This window comes from Amycolatopsis sp. NPDC114503 (assembly GCF_055633655.1).
In genome coordinates this window covers 860737-880644 of the sequence record NZ_JBVKDT010000001.1, presented here as the reverse complement: position 1 = coordinate 880644, position 19908 = coordinate 860737, and the positions used below count along the sequence as shown (strand labels likewise).

The window sequence follows — 19908 nt, the reverse complement described above, 5'->3', positions numbered from 1 at the left end:
ACTCGATAGGGTTCCGCACAAGGGAAGGTGCCACCGGCACGGGGAGCCGCAGCGGAGGAGACGCGCATTGACGCTCCACGATTATTCGATTGCGCCGCACAGTCCCGATCAGCGAAATAACCTCGACCCCCTCGATCCGGGCGAACCCTCCTTCGCCGAAACACTGCGCGGCGCGATCGATGCCAGCGGCCTCACTCTGGAACGCATCCGGGCCAGGCTGACCGAGCGCGGAAGCCGGGTCAGCCTGGCGACGCTGAGCAACTGGCAGTCCGGCAGTCGCCAGCCCGAACAACGCCGGTCGATAGAAGCGGTGCGCCAGCTCGAGAACGTCCTCGAACTGCCGATGGGCAGGCTGTCCGGCAGGCTGGGACCGCCCCGGCCGAGGGGCAGGCAAGTCGCCGCCGAGGAGTCCGCCGCGCCCCACGAGCAGTGGCTGGACTCCAGTGGCCTGTCGGCGCTGATGACCGACGCCGACATCGCACCGCAGAACGGACTGCGCCGGATCAGCTTGCACCTGCGCTGTCACCTCGACTCCGACCGGGCTGTGCACCGGATCAGCTACCGGCACGTCCTGCTGGCCGAACGGGACGGCATCAGCCACGACCTCAACCTGCTGGAGCTCTCCCCAGGCTCCCGCAGGCGGCCCACGCTCATCCCGACGTACAACTGCAGGCTGGGCCGCCAGTCGGTGAGCGAAGAGAAGCACCTGATGATCAACGAACTGCTCTTCGACAGTGCGCTCCGCCGCGGCGAAACCGTGGTCCTCGAGTACGAGATCGAGCTGTACCCCGAGCCGGGACAGCCGTCCGACAACGGCTGGACCGCCAGTTTCCGGCTGCCCATCCAGGAATTCCTGATCGAGGCCCAGTTCGGTCCCGATGCCGTCCCGGTCCGCTGCCGGGAGGTCCGCCGCCCGTTCAGCGATCCGACCCCGACCGAACGACCTGTGCGTATCGGCGAATCGGCCAACACGCACGCCGTCATGCTCGGACTGCGCGCCGGGAGGTACGGGCTCGAATGGGACTGGCCCGAGCAGCCCGGCTGACCGGACCGCTCAAGCCGCGCGGAGGAACCACGCTGCCTCGACGCACCAGCAGGTCAGCGGCCGATGGCCAGAGATCACCCCAGCCAGCCGCCGAGCCTGCGCACCCCCTCGGTCACGTCCTCGGTCGCGCCGGCGAAGGAAAACCGCACGTAGCGGCCGCCGTCGACCGGGTCGAAGTCGATTCCCGGGGTGATCGCGAGGCCGGTGTCGGCGAGCAGTCGCTGGCACCAGCTCAGGCTGTCGGTGGTGTGGTCGGAGACGTCGGCGTAGGCGTAGAACGCGCCGTCGGCGGGGGCGAGCTTGTCGAGACCGATCTCGCGCAGACCGGCGAAAAGCAGGTCGCGGTTGCGGCGGTAATGCTCGACGTGCGCGTCCGCTTCGGCATACGACTCCGGCGTGAACGCCGCGACGGCCGCGTACTGCGAAACCGCGGGCGGGCAGATGGTGAAGTTGCCGGTCAGGACGTCGACCGCCCGGTGCAGCCGCTGCGGCACCAGCATCCAGCCGAGCCGCCAGCCGGTCATCGCGAAGTACTTCGAGAACGACCCGAGCACCAACGCTTCCCGGCCGTACTGCCAGGCGCAATCGAGCTGCTTGCCATACGAGATGCCGTGGTAGATCTCGTCGCTGATCAACTGCACGCCGTGCGACGCGCACCAGCCGGAGATCGCGGCCAGCTCGCCCGGCGGCAGCACGGTCCCGGTGGGGTTGCTGGGACTCGCGACGATGAGCCCGTCGATCGGCCCGAGCCGGTCGAGCTGCTCGACGGTCGGCTGGAAATTCGTCTCGGCCGTGGTGGCGAACTCGACGACCTCGCAGCCGAGGACGTTCAGCAGATTCCGGTACGCCGGATAGCCCGGACGGGCCATCGCGACCCGCGCGCCCGGGTCGAACGCGCCCAGGAACGACAGCAGAAACCCGCCCGACGAACCGGTGGTCATGACGACGTCGGACGCGGCCACGTCAACGTCGTACGTGCGCCGGTAATGCCCGGCGACGGCTTCGCGCAGCTCAGGAATACCGAGCTGTTCGGTGTAGCCGAGGGTGTGGTTTTGGAGCGCTTCCTGCGCTGCTCGCAGCACCGCCGCCGGAGCGGGCACGGACGGCTGCCCGGCGGCCAGCGAAATCAGGTCACCGTGGCTGCGCTGCCGGGCCTGAGCCGCGGACAGCACGTCCATCACGTGAAAAGGAGGCACGCCTGCCCGCAACGCGGGCCCGCCGAAAGCACCGATGTCGACCATGCGGCCAGGCTAACCGGCGGAACCGCGCGCGGGGTGGGGCGTGCGTGGCGGGCCGTCAGTAACCGCGGTACGCGCCGCCGTGCGCCATCGCCGCGATGCCCGGGACGTTGGACATGGAGCCGTACCGGTCGAGCGAGTACCGCACCCCGGCGATGATGTTGTCGACCGGGTTGTAGATGTTGTCGTGGCCGGGCAGCTTGTGCGCGTTGAACGTCGAGTCGATGCACTGCATCAGGCCCTTGGACGGGTGCCCGGCCGCGGCGTTGGAATCCCAGTTGTTGATCGCGTTCGGATTGCCGCCGGACTCGTGCTGGATGATCGCCCAGATGTTCTTGATGTCCGCGTCGGTCACGTTCACGCCCGCGGCCTGCAGTGCCTTGATGGCTTCCTGGATCCACTGCTGAACGTTGCCGGGCGGAGGAGACGAGGGCGGACCGCCGCTCGGGCCGAGACCGCCGCCGCCAGCCCCGCCGCCACCGCTGGCGCCCCCGCCACCGCCGCCGTGGTGACCGCCTCCGCCGCCACCTCCGTGGCCGGTGTGCAAACCGCCGGTGCTCTGCGGGACGGTGCCGTCCGAGTTGGGGAGCGGGACCTTCGAGTAGCCGCCCTCGATCTGCGTCTTCATCAGATCCTGCGACTTCTTGACCATGTCGTCGGCCTGGCTCAGCAGCGGGTCGATGGCCTGCTCGGCAGTCGTGGCGTCCGTTTGGTTGTCCTGGTTCGCCTTGTCGATGATCGACTGCGACGTCGGACTGGGCGGCGGGCCTTTCTTGTCCGACTTGTCGTTGGCATACGCCGCTTCGGCAGCCTGCGCCTTCTGCGCTTTATCCGACTCGGTCTTGATGCGGTTGTCGATCTTCGTTTTGGCGGTGTTGAAGGCCTCGGTGACCTTGCCCTTGATCCCGCCGAGGTCGGACGAGAGCTGCGTCAGGTCCTTGCCGACGTCGTCAAGATGCCCCTGCACCTTGGCGCCTGCCGTGGTGATCTGCGTGACGTAGTCGACGAAAGCGTCTGCCGCCGGGCCCTCCCACACTCCGCCGGCCAACGACTTCGCGGAATTCGTCAGCTGTTGGCCGTGGTCGCCCGCCCGCTTCGCGGCGTCGCTGAACTGCTGCCCGGCTTTGCTGATCGCGTCCGGGTTGATCTTGTCGACCTTCTTAGCTTTCTCGACAATGCCGTTCCAGTTCGGCGGATAGTCGATCAGCGCCATGCTCTAGCCCCCTCGTGCCTGCTCAGCGGTCTTCGTGGACGGTCAGGTCGGTCTTGTGGACCTGATCGGTTTCCTGGATCAGCCCGGCGGCCTTCTTGAGAATGAAGCTGGTCGCCTCCATCAGCTTCCCGGCCGCGTCGAACTCGCTGTGCACGCCCTGTTTGAACGTGCCGACCGCGCCGTGCACGTCCTTCGAGCCGCCCATCGTGCCGAACGGGCTTTCCGGCTCGTCGTCAACACCGGTGAGGTGCTTCTTGGACTTTTCGAACTCGTCCTTCAGCTTCTCCACGTTCCTGGCGGCAATGGCCATGGAATCCGGGTCGTAGACAGGCACCGTTCGTCATCCCCTTCGCGACACTCTCTTCCCGACCAGTTCGGACGCTCCGCTCACCGAGTCGGTTCCCTGCTTACTCTAAGACTTCGAGCGCGTGCCGTGTGCAGTTCTCCGCGACTTCGGGCCGCGAACCCCCGGACCGGGTTATAGCGCGATCGAAAAGGGAGAAAACGGTCAGCCCGAAGGCCTCAAATCGCGGCCTGCAACTCCCGCACCCGCTCAACCAGCACCGCGTTGTCCGCCGGGCTCACCGTCGCCCACGTATGCCCGTCCGAATCATCAGTGAGCTGGAACAGATACCGCCCGGAATCGGTGTCGTAAAACGCCGCCACGTGCGGCGACCGGCGCACCGTTCCGTCCCGCAGCACCCGTTCCGCGCAGAACTGGCCGCGCGCCGCCTGTCCCATCAGCATGCCCGCCAGTTCCTGCGCCTCCCACAACGCCACGCCCCGGTCCTCCAAGGCCGTGACCAGCGCTTTCGGGTCACCGGCGGCAGCCATGTCCGCGGCGACGAGCGTGCTGTGCGGGACCGAGATCGACTGGCCGACCCCGGCGTCGAACTCCCCGGCGACCCGCACCGCGGCGTCGGCGAGCGTGTCCGGTTCGGCGTCGATCAGCCACACCTCGTCCCGGTCGACCACCGCGAGCACGGCCTGGCTGCCCCGGCTCACCGCACGGCCGCGGATCTCGCGGTCCGCCCACACCCAGACGTCCAGGGCCTCCCGAGGACGCGCCAGCAAATGCAGCTGATCCAGCACTGTCCCGGATGGACGGCGGCCGCGCGCAAGCCTTCGCTGTGCCAGCGAATCCCAGGCGGACTCGATCAGCTCGGCCCGTTCGGTGTGCGTGCGCCCTGGCGACGGGACCGCGAGCGCGGCCGGGCGTCCGCCCAGGTCCAGCGATTCCCACAGCACGTCGAATTCAAGGGCGGTCAGTACCAGGTTCACGGCCGGCGCACGTCTCCCGTGCCGTCGCCGAGGACGTCGCGCGTCACCATCCGGCCGTCGGCGAACAGGTCCTTGTCGTCGACACCGAAGCGGCGCACGTGCTCGTCGTCGCTTTCCTGCGGAGCGGCTTCGGAGAGGTACTTGGCGTCACCGCTGCCTGATTTCGGCGCGATCTGCTCGGCTTTCCGCAGTGCGACGGCTTCTTCCTCCGGAAGCTCGTCCACCGGCAACGGCCGGACCGGGCCCTTCTGCTGACCGTCTTGTCCGCGGCCCTGCCGTTCACGGTCACCGGAAAGCGCACCACCGGCTACTCCCGCGCCCAAGGCCGCGGCGCCTGCCCCGATTTCGCCGGCCGACGCTCCTCCGCCGCGCGGGGCCGGAGCGTTCCCGGAGGGTTCGGCGACCGGGGCTGGCGGAGCCTGCGGGACGCTGCCGACCAGACGACCTCGTTGCAGCGCTTGGTTTTCGTGCCCGCCGCCGGGGTAGCTGCCACCTGCGGCACCGCCGGGATTTCCTCCCGAACCGCCGCGACCGCTTGTGCCACCGAAACTTTCGGAACTGCCGACAGTTCCGCGATTAGCCGAGCCGCCGGATTCGCTGCTCGTCCCGCGCGGACCGGTCGGCAGGAACGTGCCGGACTCCCCGGGCCGCACCCCGCCAGGGACCCGCGTCCCGCCGGAAGCGCCCGGCCCGCCCGAAGTGCTTGGCCCGCCAGGGATTCCCGGCCCGTTGGGGGTGCCGCCCGACCGAGGCGCGCCAGGCAATCCCGGCTCGCTGGCCCGAGGCGCCTTCTCCCACCCCGCAGGCGGAGGCGAAGACGGCGGCACATAGCTGGCCGCGACTACCGGCGCGGCTGGCCGAGCAGCCGATGCCTGCGAAGCCGTGCCGTACGCGGGCGTCGGCGGATCCACGACCGGCGGAGCCGGAGGGGCCGGAGGGGCCGGAGGCGGCGGCGGGGGAACGTACTGCGACTTCACCGACGCCGCCGCGGGCCGAACCTGGCCGTCCGGCGTCACGTCGACCGCCGCGGCCGCGCGGTCGACCGGGCTCGGTCCGCTGCCGGGCTGGACCATCGCGAGCGACTGCGGCTGGCTCAACGGTTCGGTGGACAGCAGGTTTTCCCCGCTCTGCTGGGCATAAGAGTTCAACGCCTCGACCGCTTGGCCGCGCGCGTTGTCCGCGGCCTGCACCTGTGCCGCGTGATCAGTCTCGAAGCCGAGGAAGCTCGCCACCGAATCGACGAGCGTGAGGCTCTCGGCGCCTTTGCGCACCGCGGCCGGGTCGGGCAGCTTGTACTTGGTGCGGTTGAACGCTTCCCCTTGCGCGAAAAGCATTTCCGCGGTGTGCGTGACCTTCTGCATCGCGTCCTGGGAGAAGCCGGCCTGATCCGACAGCACCTGCCCGGCCTGTCCGCCTGCCTGGCTCTGCCATTCCACGCCGAGCTTCGCCAACTGGTCGCGCAGCGTGCGGTCGGTGCCCGCGAGCGCGGTCGCGACCTCCCGCAACGCCTCGACCGCGGTCGCGATGCTGGCGATTCCGTCGCCAGTGCCGAACTTCTCGATCTCGTCGGCGATGGCGGTGTCGGTCCACCCGTCGAAACGGTGGTCGCGGATCCTGCCCGCGAGTTCGGAGATCTCCACGCGCCCTCCCTAGGTCCGGTTCTTCAGGCCCTGCACGGCCAGGCCGGCGGCCTGGGTGGCGATTTCGCACAACTGCGGCTGGCTGAACGCGCCCGCGGTGACCGCGAACTCCTGTGCCGCCATGGTTTGTCCGGAAGCGACGCCGACGAGCACCTCACAGTCGGCGGGCGTGCCTGCCGCGCGGTAGTTCGTGATCGCCGGATAGCCCTCGACGCTCACGGGCGCGGTGGTCATGCTGTTCTTGCGCCGCGAGCCGGTGAGCCACTCCTGCACGTCCGTGCTGACGATCCGCAGGTGCAGCGCGTGGAACGGCTCGGTCTTGTCCGAATCGAACACGCAGGTGGGCCCGTCCTTCGCCTCCGCGGCCTTGCGCGGCACGCTCGTGACCTTCAGCAGGTCGAGCTGCGCCTGACCGAGCAGGTCGCACGGATCGGTCCCGGCGATCGGCAAATCCGACGGCCGCGGCGGCAGTGCGGCTGCTTTCGTCTGCTGCGCGAGGGAACTCATCGCGGGCTGTACGGGGTACGCGGTGCCTTGCTCGCCCGACGAGCAGCCCGCGACGCCGAGTACCGCGACAACCGCGAGGATCGGCTTAGTGGATGCCGTGCGCACCGCGGTCCCCGAAAGCCGCGGCCTTGTCCGCGTCGCTGGCTTCGTAGGTCTTCGCTGCTTCGCGCAGCTGTCCGACGAGCTTGTGCAGATTGGCGACGTACGCGCGCACCTGCGCGGCGTACGACTGATCGCCTTCCGCGACAACGGTGTTCCACGCGGCCATCGCGTTCACGCTCACCGCGTCCGACGAAGGAGTGTCGACGCGCAGCTCGCCCAGCCGCGTGAGGAGCTTGTCTTCGAGCGCGCTGACCTGCTCGTCGACCACCCGCGCGACCTCGAGCAGCTTCGCCGGCTCGACCACGATGTCCGCGACGCCCGGCGCTGCCGGTACTGACGAAGCCAGGTCGGTGAGCGGTGTGCTTCCCGGCATGCGCTAACCCCTCCCGTGATACGGACGGTGACCGTACGGACCCGTTTCGAGGCTACCAACCGGCGCGTGAACCCGAGGCGAACTTCGTGGGAGAAAGTGCTCAGGCGGGAGCGCTTACTTCCCCGTTGGCCGCGCGCAGTGCGATATCGGTGCGATGGTGCGAGCCGGCGAGGTGTACGCGCTCGACAGTCTCGTACGCGTGCTTACGCGCCGCCTTAAGCGACTTACCAGTGCCGACAACCGACAGCACGCGTCCACCCGCAGAGATCACCGCACCGTCGTCGCGACGCCGCGTACCCGCGTGAAGTACGCCTTCGATCTCTCCGCCGGTGATGACGTCACCAGTGCGCGGCTTGCCCGGGTACCCGTCCGCAGCGATCACGACGGTGACCGCGGCCCCGCCCGACCACTCCAGCGGAGGCAGCTCAGCCAGCTTCCCGGTCGCCGTCGCGTTCAGGATCGTGGCCAGCGACGTACGCAGCAGCGCGAGCACAACCTGCGTCTCGGGGTCGCCGAAGCGACAGTTGAACTCGATCACCTGCGGGCCTTCCGAGGTGAGCGCGAGACCGGCGTAGAGCAGGCCGGAGAACGGGCTGCCCCGGTCGGCGAGTTCGTCCACCACCGGCTGCACCACCCGCGCGACGACGTCGTCCACCAGGTCCTCAGGGGCCCACGGCAACGGTGCGTACGCGCCCATGCCGCCGGTGTTCGGGCCGGTGTCGCCGTCGCCGACGCGCTTGAAGTCCTGCGCGGGCAGCATCGGCACCACAGTGCGGCCGTCGACGAAGCAGAACAGCGAGGCCTCCGGTCCGTCCAAAAAGGACTCCAGGAGGACCGGGTGACCCCCGTCGAGCAGCATCAGCGCGTGCTTGCGCGCGACCTCGACGTCCTGGGTCACGACGACGCCCTTGCCCGCGGCGAGACCGTCGTCCTTCACCACCCAGGTGGGCCCAAAGCGCTGAAGCGCGGCGTCGAGACGCGCGGGAGTGTCGACGACCTCACTGCGAGCCGTCGGCACCTTCGCGGCCGCCATGACGTCCTTCGCGAACGCCTTCGACCCCTCGATGCGCGCAGCCGCGGCAGAGGGTCCGAAGCAGGCGATACCGGCTTCGCGCACCGCGTCGGCGACGCCCGCGACGAGCGGCACCTCCGGCCCGATCACGACGAGGTCGGCCTTCCACTCCTTGGCCAGGGCCGCGACGGCCTCCGGCTCGGCGAGCTCGACCCCGAGCTGCTCAGCGACCGCAGTCGTGCCGGCGTTGCCGGGGGCGCAAGCGAGCGCCGTGACCGCGGGGTCGCCAGCCACCGCGAGGACGAGTGCATGCTCCCGAGCGCCGGAGCCGATTACCAGTACGCGCACGCCGGACAGCGTAACGGTGCGTGTCGCGCCGCGGCAGCGCGCCGTCCGCGACCCTGGCCCAGACCAGGCGTGCGACTGGTCCGGTGCCTGCTCAGCCCCGGGAGAATGGTGTCCGGATTCGGCCGCCATCCACCGTTTACCCGGTTGTCAACCGCCCGTCCGGCTGGTGCCGCGCGCCCGACGCTTGCGGCGGTGAGGGTGACGCGGTAGTCGTGGCGAGCTGCGGATCGCCCGGTAGAGAAAGGTCCCCCATGAAGCGCAAACGCCTCGGCGTGCTCGCCCTGTCCGGCCTGGCCCTGCTCGGCGTCGCCGGCCTCGCGATCGGCCCGGCCGCCGCGAGCGAGGAGACGGCCGCGGGTGCGGCCGCGCACGGTCCCCGGCACGATGGCCCGGTGATCGTCGGACACCGGGGCGCGCCCGGCTACCGCCCGGAGCACACGCTCGCGTCGTACGAACTCGCCTGGCGGATGGGCGTGGACTACGTCGACGTCGACCTGGTGCCGACCAAGGACGGCCAGCTCGTCGCCCGGCACGAACCGGAGATCGGCGGCACGACCGACGTCGCGGCCCATCCGGAGTTCGCCTCGCGCAAGACCACGAAGGTCATCGACGGAACCACGATGACCGGCTGGTTCACCGAGGACTTCACCCTCGCCGAGCTGAAGACGCTCTACGCCAAGGAGCGGATCCCGCAGAACCGGCCGAACAACCAGCTCTACGACGGCCGCTACCGGATCGCGACGTACCAGGAGGTGCTCGACCTGACCCGGCGGCTCGGCCACGAACTGCACCGGACGCTGGGCACCTACCCGGAGGTCAAGCACTCGACGTACTTCTCCTCGATCGGCAACCCGACCGAACCGAAGCTGGTGTCGATCCTCAACCGCAACGGCCTGAACCGGCCGAACGCGCCGGTGATCATCCAGTCGTTCGAGGTGTCGAACCTGCAGGAGCTGCACAAGCAGGTGCGGGTGCCGCTGCTGCAGCTGACCGAGGCGAAGGGCGCGCCGGCGGACTTCGTCGCAAAGGGCGACAAGCGCACCTACGCCGACCTGGTCACGCCCGCCGGCCTGCGCGAGATCGCGAAATACGCGAAGTACCTCGGCCCGGAGAAGGGCCAGATCATCCCGCGGGACGCACAGGACAACCTCGGCAAGCCGACCACGCTGATCGCCGACGCCCACCGCGCCGGGCTCGAGGTGCAGCCCTACACCTTCCGCAACGAAAACCCGTTCCTGCCGGCGAACCTGCGCTCCTCGGCGAGCCCGAGCGCGTTCGGCAACGTGTTCGCGGAGGAAGCGGCGTTCCTGAAGGCCGGAGTCGACGGATTCTTCGCCGACCAGCCGGACACCGCGCTGGAATCGGTGCGGGACTTCACTGGTCGCTGATTTTTTCTTCGTTTCTCCCGGCCCGCCGGTGGCGTTCTCGTCACCGGCGGGCCTTTTCTTACGGGTACGCCGGGCTGCTCAGCGACGCAGTCCCATTGCGAGTCGGTAGCGCGGTCGGGGTCTTCCCCGCGATGTCCTCGGCATCGAGGCCTGCAGCCGGGCGAGGTAGGGCTGTCCTCACCCCATAACGGGGGGTGCGGGCCATCGTTGTCGTGCCCTCGGGAGCCCTAGCGTTCGTCACGCAGGCTGTCGAGGGGAGAGACCGGTGGCTGGAATTGCGGCGGAGGCCGAGCGGCGGGAGTTGCTCAGCAAGACGCCTGGGCCTCAGAGAAACCGGACACGGGCGGGCAGGAGTTCGGCCGCCCCGGCTGTCGAGCCGGTCGCCGAGCGAATGGCGGCAGACAGATGATCATCTTTCGTCTCGCGCTGCGCTCGCTGCGGCACCGCCCCGCCGGCTTCGTGGCGAGCTTCGTCTCGCTGTTTCTCGGTGCCACGATGACTTTCGCTTCACTGCTGGACACTCGCGCCAACGTCGACGAGTCGACCGGACGCATCCTGACCATCATGGCGAGCGCGGTCGGCGGCTGGGGCCTGGTGCTCGTCGTGGTCGCCGTGATGTCCACGCTCGGCTTGCTCGTACGCCAACGCGACGCGGAGCTGGCGCTGCTGAAAAGCGTCGGCGCGACCCCGGCCCAGATTGGCCGTCTGATCGTCGGCGAGGCAGTGGCCATCGCGATCATCGCGTTTCTCGCGGCGATCACTCCGGCGGTGTTCACCGGCAGGCTGGTGGTCGACCTGCTCAAGAACGCCCAGCGCGTGCCGCAAAGCGTGCCCGCCGAATTCGGTCCGTTCGCGGTCGGCGTCGGCCTGGGGATCACGCTGCTCGCTGCCGCGATCGCGGCAGCGGCGACGGCGTGGCGCATAGCCAGGATCGGGGTGCGGGAAGGACTGCTCACCGCCTCGGTCGGGGACGCCCGGCCGAGGCGGGTCCGCCTGGTCGCCGGGGTGCTCGTGCTCGCCACGGGCGTTTCCTCGGGAGTGCTGACCGCGACCGTGTTCACCGGCCGGGAGCCCGCGTTGATGGCCATCGGAGGTCAGGGGGCGATCCTGTCCGCGGTCGGGTTCGCGCTGCTCGCGCCCTCGCTGCTGGCGGCGATCACGAGGGCGGTCGCCACGCTGCTGAGGCGTGCGGGGGCCTGCGGCCACCTGGCCGTGCTCAACTTGCGCGGGCAGACTCAGCAACTGGCCGGGGCGCTCGTGCCGAACATCCTGTTCACCGGAATGGCCACCGGCACCCTCTACATGCAGAGCATCGAGAACTCCGCGGCGGCCGGAGCGCGGACGGAGATCGCGCGGAGCATCGAAACGCTGAACTACGTGGTGGTCGGCATGGTCGCGTTGTTCGCCGCGATCATGCTGGTGAACACGCTCGTCGCCACCACCATTCACCGCAGGCGGGAGTTCGGTCAGCAACGCCTCGTGGGCTCGACACCGCCGCAGGTGCTCGGGATGGTCGGGCTGGAGGGAGCCGTACTCGCTTCGACCGGGGTCTTGTTCGGCTCGATCGCCTCGGTCGCGACCGTGATCCCGTACAGCCTGGTGAAGACCGGTTCGGCGCTGCCCGACGCCACGATCGCGATCTACCTCGGCGTCGTGCTCATCGCGTGCGCGCTGACTCTGGCCTCCAGCGTCGGCACGGCCCGGCAGGCGATCCGCGTCCCGGCGATCCAGGCCTGTCGCTGACCGGTCGCACGCGTGGTGCGGCCACCCCGACAGACGACCGGTTCGAGTGATGCATTCTCGAACAATTGTTCGAGATACTGGTTCTATGTTGATCACCCAGACCCGGACCGCCCTGCGCCGTTCGGAGGAGCTTCCGCCCAGCGACCAGCGAAACCTTGACACCCGCGAACGGAGAGGGCTAACTTCTGCGCACTCTCAATGGTCTGTCCGCATACCTTTCAGGTGGGTGCCCGATGGATGTCTCCGACCAGCAGACCGGACAACCCGACGAAGACAGCGCTCGCCTGCACGCGCTCGGCTACGCGCAGGAACTCAAACGCACGATGTCGGCGTTCTCGAACTTCGCCGTGTCGTTCACGATCATCTCGATCCTGTCCGGCTGCCTCACGCTGTACGGCTTCGGCATGAAGACCGGCGGCCCGGCGGCGATGATCTGGGGCTGGCCGCTGGTCGGGCTGTTCGTGGTGCTGGTCGGGCTGGGCATGGCGGAGGTGTGTTCGAGCTACCCGACCGCGGGCGGGCTCTACTACTGGGCGGCGAAGCTGGCGACCCGCAACGGTCCGGCGTGGTCGTGGTTCACCGGCTGGTTCAACCTGATCGGGCAGATCGCGGTGACGGCCGGCATCGACTTCGGCGCTGCCCTGTTCCTCAACGCGTTCCTCGACCTGCAGTGGGGCTTCAGCGCGACGCCGGGGCACACGATTCTGTTGCTGGTCATCATCCTTGTCCTGCACGGGGTGCTGAACACCTTCGGCGTGCGCGTGGTGGCGGTGCTGAACAGCGTCAGCGTGTGGTGGCATCTGGTGGGCGTGCTGGTGATCGTGGGCGTGCTCGTGTTCGTGCCGGCGAAGCATCAGGAAGCGTCGTTCGTGTTCGGCAGCTTCGTGAACCAGACCGGCTGGGGTTCCGCGCCGTACGTGTTCCTGCTGGGTTTGCTGCTGGCGCAGTACACCCTCACCGGCTACGACGCCTCGGCGCACATGACGGAGGAAACCAAGAACGCCGCGAAAGCGGGTCCGCGCGGAATCATCAATTCGATCCTGGTGTCGCTCGTCGCGGGCTGGATCCTGTTGATCGGCCTGACCTTCGCGATCCAGAACTACGACGGAGCCGTCAACTCGGCCACCGGCGTCCCGCCTGCCCAGATCTTCATCGACGCGACCGGTGCGGTGACCGGCAAATTCCTGCTCCTGATCTGCATCGGTGCACAGCTGTTCTGCGGCATGGCCTCGGTGACCGCGAACTCCCGCATGATCTACGCCTTCGCCCGCGACGGCGCGATCCCGGGTTCGAAACTCTGGCACAACATCAACAAACGAACCCAAACCCCGACCAACGCGGTATGGCTGGCGGCTGGCGGCGCGCTGGTGCTCGCGCTGCCGTACCTGTGGAGCGCGACGGCGTACGCAGCAGTCACCTCGATCGCGACGGTGGGCCTGTACGTCGCGTACGTGATCCCGGTCTTCCTCCGCGTCCGCCGGGGCGACAGCTTCGAGAAGGGCCCGTGGAACCTGGGCCGCTGGGGCAAACCGATCGGCATCGTCGCGACGGGGTGGGTCGTGGTGATCTTCGTGCTCTTCATGCTCCCCCAAGCAAGCCCCATCACGGTCGACTCGTTCAACTACACGCCGATCGCCTTCCTGATCGTCCTGGGCGGAGCTGCGTTGTGGTGGGCTGTGTCGGCGAGGAAGTGGTTCACCGGCCCGAAGGTGCAGGGATCGGCGGAGGAATTGGCCGCGGTGGAAAAGGAACTGAAGGAACTCGGCTAGCCCGGCGAGTTCTTGCGGCGGCGGGCCGTTCTCCGCCCGGCATCGTTCCGCCCGGCGTTGCGCGACCAGGCGTTGCCCCACCCAGCATCGCTCCGCCCGGCGTTGGTCCACCCGATATCGCTCCACCCGGGATCGCGCCGCCCAGGATCGCGCCGCCCGGCGTTGCTCCGCCCGGCATCGTTCCGCCCGGCGTTGGTCCACCCGGATCGCTCCACCCGGGATCGCTCCACCCAGGATCGCGCCGCCCGGCGTTGCTCCGCCCGGCATCGTTCCGCCCGGCGTTGCGCTATCGACGAGCATCGGACGGAGGCCTGCGAGCGGAGCCTGATCAACCCATTCGCCGAACTGCCGTGCGCCGACCACAGCTTCGGTTCGCGTCGTCTGCAGCGCCGCGAACCAGCTGCCATAGCCCGCCGCACCGCACCTCGCCACCGCCGACTACGACCGCATCCGCACCGGAGCCCACCGACCTCCTCCGCATCGGCGCCTGGCGGCCCGCCTCTTCGATGCCCCACCACCCACGACCGCCACCCGTCAACCACCCCCGCGTGGTCCGCCCCGTCGACAACCCCCGAGGGGCCAGCCCCCGTCGTCACCACCCCGCGGCCGTGGAGCCGGAGCCACGGCCCCGCCAACATCCGCCGCCACCACCCACTGCCACGTCCGCACCACCACCCACTCCCGCGTCCGCACCGTCCGCCGACCGCTGCCCACCCCGTCGCGTCCGCTTCGCGCTGGCGTGCGGACCGACCACCCACGAGCCCCGCCCGTCCACCTCACCCCGAAGGGAGTCCCGACACGAACCCACACCATCCATGCCTCGCGCAACCCATGAGTCAAGATGCGAAGCATGGAGACCTTGACGCTGGTCGGCGTGCTCGCCGGGTCGCTCGGGCTGACTGCGATCGCCCGGCGGTTCAACCTTTCCGCGCCGCTGCTCATCGTGGTGGTCGCGCTGGGGGTCGCGCTGATTCCCGGCGTTCCGCGGGTCGAGCTGGAGCCCGAGCTGATCCTGACCGTCGTGTTGCCGCCGTTGCTGTACTCGACGTCGCTGGAGAGTTCGATCTCCCACTTTCGTGCGAATCTGCGGCCGATCATCACGCTCGGCGTGCTGCTCGTGGTGGCCACCGCGTTCGTGATCGCCTTCGTCGTGCATCTGCTGCTGCCCGATCTGCCGTGGGCGTCGGCGCTGGTGCTCGGGGCGGTCGTGTCTCCGCCGGACGCGGTGACGGCTGTCGCGATCGGGCGGCGGTTGGGGTTGCCGCGGGGCGTGATGACCGTGCTCACCGGCGAAAGCCTGGTCAACGACGCGGCCGCGCTCACGCTGTACAAGGTCGCGCTCGCCGCGGTGGTCGGCACGGCGGGGTCGCTCGGGCACGGGTTCGCGGTCTTCGCCGTCGCGACGGTGGTCGGCATTCTGGTCGGGCTGGTCGCGGGCGGGGTCGTCGAGCTGATCCGCACGAGGCTGGACGATCCGCTGCTCGAATCGGCGTTCGGGATCGTGGTGCCGTTCGCGGCGTACGTCACCGCGGAGCATCTGCATCCGTTCGGGGCCGAGTTCAGCGGATCCGGCGTGCTGGCGGTCGTCACGGCGGGGCTGTTCCTCGGGCACCGGTCGCTGCGGGCGTCACCGGCGACGCGGGTGCAGGACCGGTCTGTCTGGGCGTCGATCGACGTCATGCTCGAGGCGCTGGTGTTCGCCTTGATGGGGTTGCAACTGCCGTTCGTGCTCGACGGGGCGCAGCATGCCGCGCGGGACAACGGGACGCTCGCGTTGTCCGCGGTCGTCGTGTTGCTCGCCACGATGTTCGTGCGGATACCCGCCGTGTTCCTGTCCAGCTATCTGCCTCGGTCGCTGCAACTTCTCAGACGCACCAAGCACGATCCGCCGGCCTGGCGTTCGCTGGCGGTGATCTCCTGGACCGGTATGCGCGGCGTCGTGACCATCGCCGCCGCGTCCGGTGTTCCGGCGGATACGCCTGGGCGCGCCGAGATCCAGCTGTTCGCGTTCTCCGTCGCGGTCGGGACGGTGCTGATCCAAGGTCTCACGCTGCCGCCGTTGATCCGGCTGCTCAAAGTCCGGGACCCGGACGAGGACGCCCGCGACCAGGCCGAGGAGCTGGCCGCGCGCAAGGTCGCGCAGAAGGCCGCGCACGAACGGCTGCGCGAGCTCGCCCGCGACCAGCTGTCCACATTGGACATAGAGCCGGAGAAAATGAAGCGGCTCGAACAACGGCTGGAACGCGTGGTGGACACCCGTTACCGGTTCGCGCAGGCTGCGATCACCCTGTCCGGCGAGGAACGCCGAGACAGTCCGCAGGCGCAGTTCGCCAAGGCGCGGCGGGAACTCCTGATCACCCAGCGTGCGGCGATGATCGAGGAGAACCGCGCCGGCCGCCTTGACGACGACGTCCTGCAGAAGGTGCTGCGCGAGCTCGATCTGGAGGAAATGTCCGTGACGACAACCCTTACGAACCGGATGAGTTGAGCTCGCCCGTCAGCCGCCAGGTGCGCCGCCGGTCCTCGTCGGTGTGCAGGGCGGTCTGGGTGAGCAGGACGTCGGTCGCGCCTGCGTCGAAATAGCGCTGCACGCCGGCGGCGACCGTCTCCTCGTCGCCGATCAGCACCAACTCAGCCGCGCTTTCGACGCCGCCCTCCTTCAGAATGCGCTGGTACGACGGGATCGAACCGTAGAGACCGAGTTCCCGCGCCGCGATTTCGCGCACCGCATCGACGTCGCTGGTCACCACAGCCGGAACGGCGGCGATCACTCGCTTGCCAGGACCGATCCCGGGCACGATCAGGTTCGAAAGAGCTCGCGGGCTGGCCAGGTACGGCAGCGTGCCGTCCGCCAGTTCCCCGCTGACGCGCAACACCTGCGGCCCCATCGCGGCGACGAGCACTGAAATCGGCGACGCCGGTGCTGGCTCCAGCAGATGCGCCTCCACCGTCGAGCCGGTGAAGTCGACTTGTTCCCCGGCGAACACCGCGCGCAAGACGGTCAGGTACTCCCGCAGGTGCCGCACCGGCGGCGGATACGGCGTGCCGTAGACGGGTTCGAGAAAGTTCTTCGCTCCAAGGCCGATGCCGAGAGTGAACCGCCCGCCGGACGCCTCGCTCGCGGTGCGCGCGCTAGCGGCCAGCACCAGCGGATGCCGCGGATAAATCGGCACCACCGACGTGCCGATCTCGACCCGGGAAGTCACCTGTCCGGCCAGCGCGGCCACCGTCAGCGCGTCGTGGCCCCAGGGCAATTGGGCGAACCAGATCGACGACGCGCCAGCCTCCTCGGCCTCGCGTGCCTGGTCCAGCACCTCGGTCACGGTGATGTTTTCCCGCGGAAGGGCGGGCAAGGTCAGTCCGACGCTCATGTCTTCAAACTATTCAGCCGCACCACCGGTTTCTCACCAGCCGAAACAAGCGCACGGCTTTGTGCCAGCCGCGTTCTCAGCCGACGAGAGCCCCTGCCCGCCGCGGCGGCGGACCCGCACCCTGGACGCCCGACGACCCCAGGAGGACCGATGTCACTGACCGACGTCATCGACGGCACCCGCCAAGCCGTGCAAACGGACCGGCACAACGCGGCGGTGTCGTTCAGCGTCGACCACGCACTGGCCCCGAACACGGCGACTGTGGTGGACGTCCGGGTGCGCGACCACGCCTTCACCGTCGACGAACCGCCCGCCCTCGGCGGCACCGACCAGGCGGCGAACCCGGTCGAGTACGCGCTGGCCTCGCTCGGCTCCTGCCAGGTGATCACGTACCAGTTCTGGGCGGCCCGCCTCGGCATCCCGCTGGACGCAGTCCGCGTGAAGGTGGACGGAGACCTCGACCTGCACGGCTTCTTCGGCTTCGACGAATCGACCCGACCCGGCTTCAGCGACGTCCGAGTCTCCGTGGAACTCGACGGCCCGGCCGCGCCCGAGGTCTACGAACAGCTCCGCCGCGCGGTGGACGAGCACTGCCCGGTTCTCGACCTGTTCCGCAATCAAACCCCAGTCACCACAACGGTTCGCTGACAAAAACGGCCAGGCCGGTACGAAACCAGCCTGGCCGCTCAAGCGAAAAAGATCAGGCGAACTCGTGCCGCACGATCGTCTGCTCGCGCCCCGGACCGACGCCGATCGCCGAAACCCGGGCGCCCGACAGCTCCTCGATCCGCTCGACGTAAGCCCGCGCGTTGGCCGGCAGCTCGTCGTAGGTGCGGCAGTTCGAGATGTCCTCGAACCAGCCCGGCAGCTCTTCGTAGATCGGGACCGCGTGGTGCACGTCGGTCTGGGTCATCGGCATGTCCGAGGTGCGGAAGCCGTCCACCTCGTAGCCGACGCACACCGGGACCTTCTCCAGGCCGGACAGCACGTCCAGCTTCGTCAGGAAGTAGTCGGTGATTCCGTTGACCCGCACCGCGTAGCGGGCGATCACCGCGTCGAACCAGCCGGTGCGCCGCGAGCGGCCGGTGGTGACGCCGAATTCGCCGCCCTGCTTGCGCAGGTACTCGCCGGACTCGTCGTCCAGTTCGGTCGGGAACGGGCCGGAGCCGACGCGGGTCGTGTAGGCCTTCAGGATGCCCAGCACGGTCGTGATGCGGCCGGGGCCGATGCCCGACCCCGCGCTCGCGCCGCCGGACGTCGGGTTCGACGACGTGACGAACGGGTACGTGCCGTGGTCCACGTCGAGCAGCGTGCCCTGCGAACCCTCCAGCAGCACCGTCTCGCCGCGCTCCAGCGCCTGGTTCAGCTGCAGCCGGGTGTCGGCGATGCGGTGCGCGAACTTCTCGCCCGCCGCGAGCACCTCGTCGGCGACCTGGTCCGCGTCGAGCGCCTTGCGGTTGTAGACCTTGACCAGCACCTGGTTCTTGAATTCCAGTGCCGCCTCGACCTTCTGGCGGAAGATCTTCTCGTCGAGCAGGTCCTGCACGCGGACGCCGACGCGGGCGATCTTGTCCTGGTAGCACGGGCCGATGCCGCGGCCGGTGGTGCCGATCTTGCGGCTGCCGAGATAGCGCTCGGTGACTTTGTCGATCGCCACGTGGTACGGCATGATCAAATGCGCGTCGGCCGAGATCAGCAGCTTGCTGGTGTCGACGTCGCGCTCCTCGAGACCGGCCAGTTCGTCCAGCAGCACGCCAGGGTCGATGACCACGCCGTTGCCGATGACGTTCGTCACGCCCGGCGTCAGGATCCCCGACGGGATGAGGTGCAGCGCGAAGTTCTCGCCGTTCGGCAGCACGACCGTGTGGCCCGCGTTGTTGCCGCCCTGGTAGCGGACGACCCACTGGACGCGGTCGCCGAGCAGGTCGGTGGCCTTGCCCTTGCCCTCGTCCCCCCACTGGGCACCGATCAGCACGATGGCCGGCATGTGACACTCCAGGTGTTCGGCAATAGGAATAGTGACCCCGGACGGGGGCACGGGTGGCGCTGGTAAATGCCGGTGCATGACTTTAACGGAGGACGCCGGAGTGCGCGGAATAGTGGTGGCCTGCGGCACCGCGGCGGATCTCCCCGCACGGCTCGGCGACGTCCCGCTGGTGCACGCCGGACACCGTCCCGGCAAGGCGGAAATCGACCCCTTGCTGGGGGAACACGACCGGCTCGTCGTGCTGGGCTCCGACGCCGACCTCGCCGCCGTGGTGGTGCGTCTCATGCGCCGCGAACTCCTCCCGGGCGTGTCCGTCGGTTTCGTGGCCACCGAGGCCGGCTCTCGCGTCGCCGCGCGCTGGCGGCTGCCTTCGGACCCGGACGAGGCGTTCGCGCTCGCCTGGAAGGGCGAGGACGCCGAGAGTTCGCTCGTGCGCGACGACACCGGCGGCGTGCTCCTCGGGCACGCGACCCTGCGCGATGTCAAGGGCCAGGCGTATTGCGACGAACAGGTGGCTTTCGACGGAGTGGTTTCCGGCATCGAGGTCGCACCGGACGACTCCGGCGTCACCGCCCGAATCACCCGCGGGAAGCTCCTCAAACGGTCCGCGACCTTTCGCGGGCGCGCCTTCCAGCTCGGCTGCGTTCCGACGTCTTCGCTGGTCATCGACGGTGTACCGCAGGAACGCGAGATCACCCGGCGGACCTGGTACCGGCACACAGCCGACCTCCGCGCGGTCCGCGGCTGACCCAGCGGCGCCGGACGAGGGTCAAGGAAACTTGGACTCTCGGTGACTTTCCGTTTACAGAAGGTCGGTTTCCCGTCACCTGACGGTGTTGCGCACGCCACTTTCGTGGTCAAAGGTGAATCAGTCCCGCATCTGACCAGGAA

17 protein-coding genes are annotated in these 19908 nt (G+C 69.0%); 7 read left to right on the top strand and 10 right to left on the bottom strand.

Annotated elements, in window-relative coordinates; all coding sequences use genetic code 11:
• Window positions 1-67 precede the first annotated feature (67 nt).
• On the top strand, window positions 68-1045 hold the full coding sequence (locus ACZ7OI_RS04280) for a hypothetical protein (protein ID WP_470262749.1): 978 nt from the start codon (window positions 68-70) through the stop codon (window positions 1043-1045).
• A gap of 74 nt (window positions 1046-1119) precedes the next feature.
• On the opposite strand, the gene ACZ7OI_RS04275 is transcribed toward ACZ7OI_RS04280, so the two are convergent.
• The 8 genes from ACZ7OI_RS04275 to purD form a co-directional block, all read right to left on the bottom strand.
• On the bottom strand, window positions 1120-2286 hold the full coding sequence (locus ACZ7OI_RS04275) for a pyridoxal phosphate-dependent aminotransferase (protein WP_470262748.1): 1167 nt from the start codon (window positions 2284-2286) through the stop codon (window positions 1120-1122).
• 55 nt (window positions 2287-2341) lie between these two features.
• Complete coding sequence (locus ACZ7OI_RS04270; protein ID WP_470262747.1) at window positions 2342-3496, bottom strand: transglycosylase SLT domain-containing protein; 1155 nt, start codon at window positions 3494-3496, stop codon at window positions 2342-2344.
• A 22-nt stretch (window positions 3497-3518) separates the two neighbouring features.
• On the bottom strand, window positions 3519-3830 hold the full coding sequence (locus tag ACZ7OI_RS04265; RefSeq protein ID WP_067577414.1) for a hypothetical protein: 312 nt from the start codon (window positions 3828-3830) through the stop codon (window positions 3519-3521).
• Between the two features lie 188 nt (window positions 3831-4018).
• Window positions 4019-4777: an ESX secretion-associated protein EspG gene (locus ACZ7OI_RS04260; protein ID WP_470262746.1), complete on the bottom strand. Its 759-nt coding sequence runs from the start codon at window positions 4775-4777 to the stop codon at window positions 4019-4021.
• Window positions 4774-6417 (bottom strand): hypothetical protein, encoded by a 1644-nt coding sequence (locus ACZ7OI_RS04255; protein WP_470262745.1) that lies wholly within the window; start codon window positions 6415-6417, stop codon window positions 4774-4776. Before ACZ7OI_RS04255 ends, ACZ7OI_RS04260 begins: the two co-directional genes overlap by 4 nt.
• A 9-nt stretch (window positions 6418-6426) precedes the next feature.
• Window positions 6427-7029 carry a DUF3558 domain-containing protein gene (locus ACZ7OI_RS04250; protein ID WP_470262744.1) on the bottom strand — a complete coding sequence of 201 codons (603 nt, stop codon included), beginning with the start codon at window positions 7027-7029 and terminating at the stop codon, window positions 6427-6429.
• Window positions 7010-7399, bottom strand: a complete 390-nt coding sequence (locus ACZ7OI_RS04245; RefSeq protein WP_344266423.1) for a PE domain-containing protein — start codon at window positions 7397-7399, stop codon at window positions 7010-7012. The genes ACZ7OI_RS04250 and ACZ7OI_RS04245 overlap by 20 nt, the downstream gene beginning before the upstream one ends.
• 100 nt (window positions 7400-7499) lie before the next feature.
• Window positions 7500-8759 carry a phosphoribosylamine--glycine ligase gene (purD, locus tag ACZ7OI_RS04240; protein WP_354740856.1) on the bottom strand — a complete coding sequence of 420 codons (1260 nt, stop codon included), beginning with the start codon at window positions 8757-8759 and terminating at the stop codon, window positions 7500-7502.
• A gap of 251 nt (window positions 8760-9010) precedes the next feature.
• On the opposite strand from purD, the gene ACZ7OI_RS04235 reads away from it, so the two are divergent.
• From ACZ7OI_RS04235 to ACZ7OI_RS04220, 4 genes are all read left to right on the top strand, one after another.
• Window positions 9011-10147 carry a glycerophosphodiester phosphodiesterase gene (locus tag ACZ7OI_RS04235; protein ID WP_470262743.1) on the top strand — a complete coding sequence of 379 codons (1137 nt, stop codon included), beginning with the start codon at window positions 9011-9013 and terminating at the stop codon, window positions 10145-10147.
• Between the two features lie 405 nt (window positions 10148-10552).
• Window positions 10553-11890 (top strand): FtsX-like permease family protein, encoded by a 1338-nt coding sequence (locus tag ACZ7OI_RS04230; RefSeq protein WP_470262742.1) that lies wholly within the window; start codon window positions 10553-10555, stop codon window positions 11888-11890.
• A gap of 233 nt (window positions 11891-12123) precedes the next feature.
• Entirely contained in the window at window positions 12124-13659 is a 1536-nt protein-coding gene (locus ACZ7OI_RS04225) for an amino acid permease (protein ID WP_470262741.1), read from the top strand.
• Window positions 13660-14509: 850 nt separating this feature from the next.
• Window positions 14510-16147 carry a Na+/H+ antiporter gene (locus tag ACZ7OI_RS04220; RefSeq protein ID WP_470262740.1) on the top strand — a complete coding sequence of 546 codons (1638 nt, stop codon included), beginning with the start codon at window positions 14510-14512 and terminating at the stop codon, window positions 16145-16147.
• On the opposite strand, the gene ACZ7OI_RS04215 is transcribed toward ACZ7OI_RS04220, so the two are convergent.
• Entirely contained in the window at window positions 16128-17030 is a 903-nt protein-coding gene (locus ACZ7OI_RS04215; protein WP_470262739.1) for a TIGR03564 family F420-dependent LLM class oxidoreductase, read from the bottom strand. The two genes, ACZ7OI_RS04220 and ACZ7OI_RS04215, sit on opposite strands and share 20 nt — an antisense overlap.
• Before the next feature lie 150 nt (window positions 17031-17180).
• Here ACZ7OI_RS04215 and ACZ7OI_RS04210 point away from each other — a divergent pair, with 150 nt between their 5' ends.
• Complete coding sequence (locus ACZ7OI_RS04210; RefSeq protein ID WP_470262738.1) at window positions 17181-17678, top strand: OsmC family protein; 498 nt, start codon at window positions 17181-17183, stop codon at window positions 17676-17678.
• A 52-nt stretch (window positions 17679-17730) separates the two neighbouring features.
• Here the strand turns inward: ACZ7OI_RS04210 and ACZ7OI_RS04205 are convergent, their stop codons facing one another.
• Entirely contained in the window at window positions 17731-19017 is a 1287-nt protein-coding gene (locus ACZ7OI_RS04205) for an adenylosuccinate synthase (RefSeq protein WP_037808782.1), read from the bottom strand.
• 76 nt (window positions 19018-19093) lie between these two features.
• Here ACZ7OI_RS04205 and ACZ7OI_RS04200 point away from each other — a divergent pair, with 76 nt between their 5' ends.
• Window positions 19094-19765: a hypothetical protein gene (locus ACZ7OI_RS04200; RefSeq protein ID WP_470262737.1), complete on the top strand. Its 672-nt coding sequence runs from the start codon at window positions 19094-19096 to the stop codon at window positions 19763-19765.
• Window positions 19766-19908 lie beyond the last annotated feature (143 nt).

Excerpts from the sequence above, each read along its gene's own strand:
- ACZ7OI_RS04275 (WP_470262748.1), bottom strand. The coding sequence starts at position 2,286 with ATGGTCGACATCGGTGCTTTCGGCGGGCCCGCGTTGCGGGCAGGCGTG.
- ACZ7OI_RS04270 (WP_470262747.1), bottom strand. The coding sequence starts at position 3,496 with ATGGCGCTGATCGACTATCCGCCGAACTGGAACGGCATTGTCGAGAAA.
- ACZ7OI_RS04245 (WP_344266423.1), bottom strand. The coding sequence starts at position 7,399 with ATGCCGGGAAGCACACCGCTCACCGACCTGGCTTCGTCAGTACCGGCA.
- ACZ7OI_RS04235 (WP_470262743.1), top strand. The coding sequence starts at position 9,011 with ATGAAGCGCAAACGCCTCGGCGTGCTCGCCCTGTCCGGCCTGGCCCTG.
- ACZ7OI_RS04230 (WP_470262742.1), top strand. The coding sequence starts at position 10,553 with ATGATCATCTTTCGTCTCGCGCTGCGCTCGCTGCGGCACCGCCCCGCC.
- ACZ7OI_RS04225 (WP_470262741.1), top strand. The coding sequence starts at position 12,124 with ATGGATGTCTCCGACCAGCAGACCGGACAACCCGACGAAGACAGCGCT.
- ACZ7OI_RS04220 (WP_470262740.1), top strand. The coding sequence starts at position 14,510 with ATGGAGACCTTGACGCTGGTCGGCGTGCTCGCCGGGTCGCTCGGGCTG.
- ACZ7OI_RS04215 (WP_470262739.1), bottom strand. The coding sequence starts at position 17,030 with ATGAGCGTCGGACTGACCTTGCCCGCCCTTCCGCGGGAAAACATCACC.
- ACZ7OI_RS04210 (WP_470262738.1), top strand. The coding sequence starts at position 17,181 with ATGTCACTGACCGACGTCATCGACGGCACCCGCCAAGCCGTGCAAACG.
- ACZ7OI_RS04205 (WP_037808782.1), bottom strand. The coding sequence starts at position 19,017 with ATGCCGGCCATCGTGCTGATCGGTGCCCAGTGGGGGGACGAGGGCAAG.
- ACZ7OI_RS04200 (WP_470262737.1), top strand. The coding sequence starts at position 19,094 with ATGACTTTAACGGAGGACGCCGGAGTGCGCGGAATAGTGGTGGCCTGC.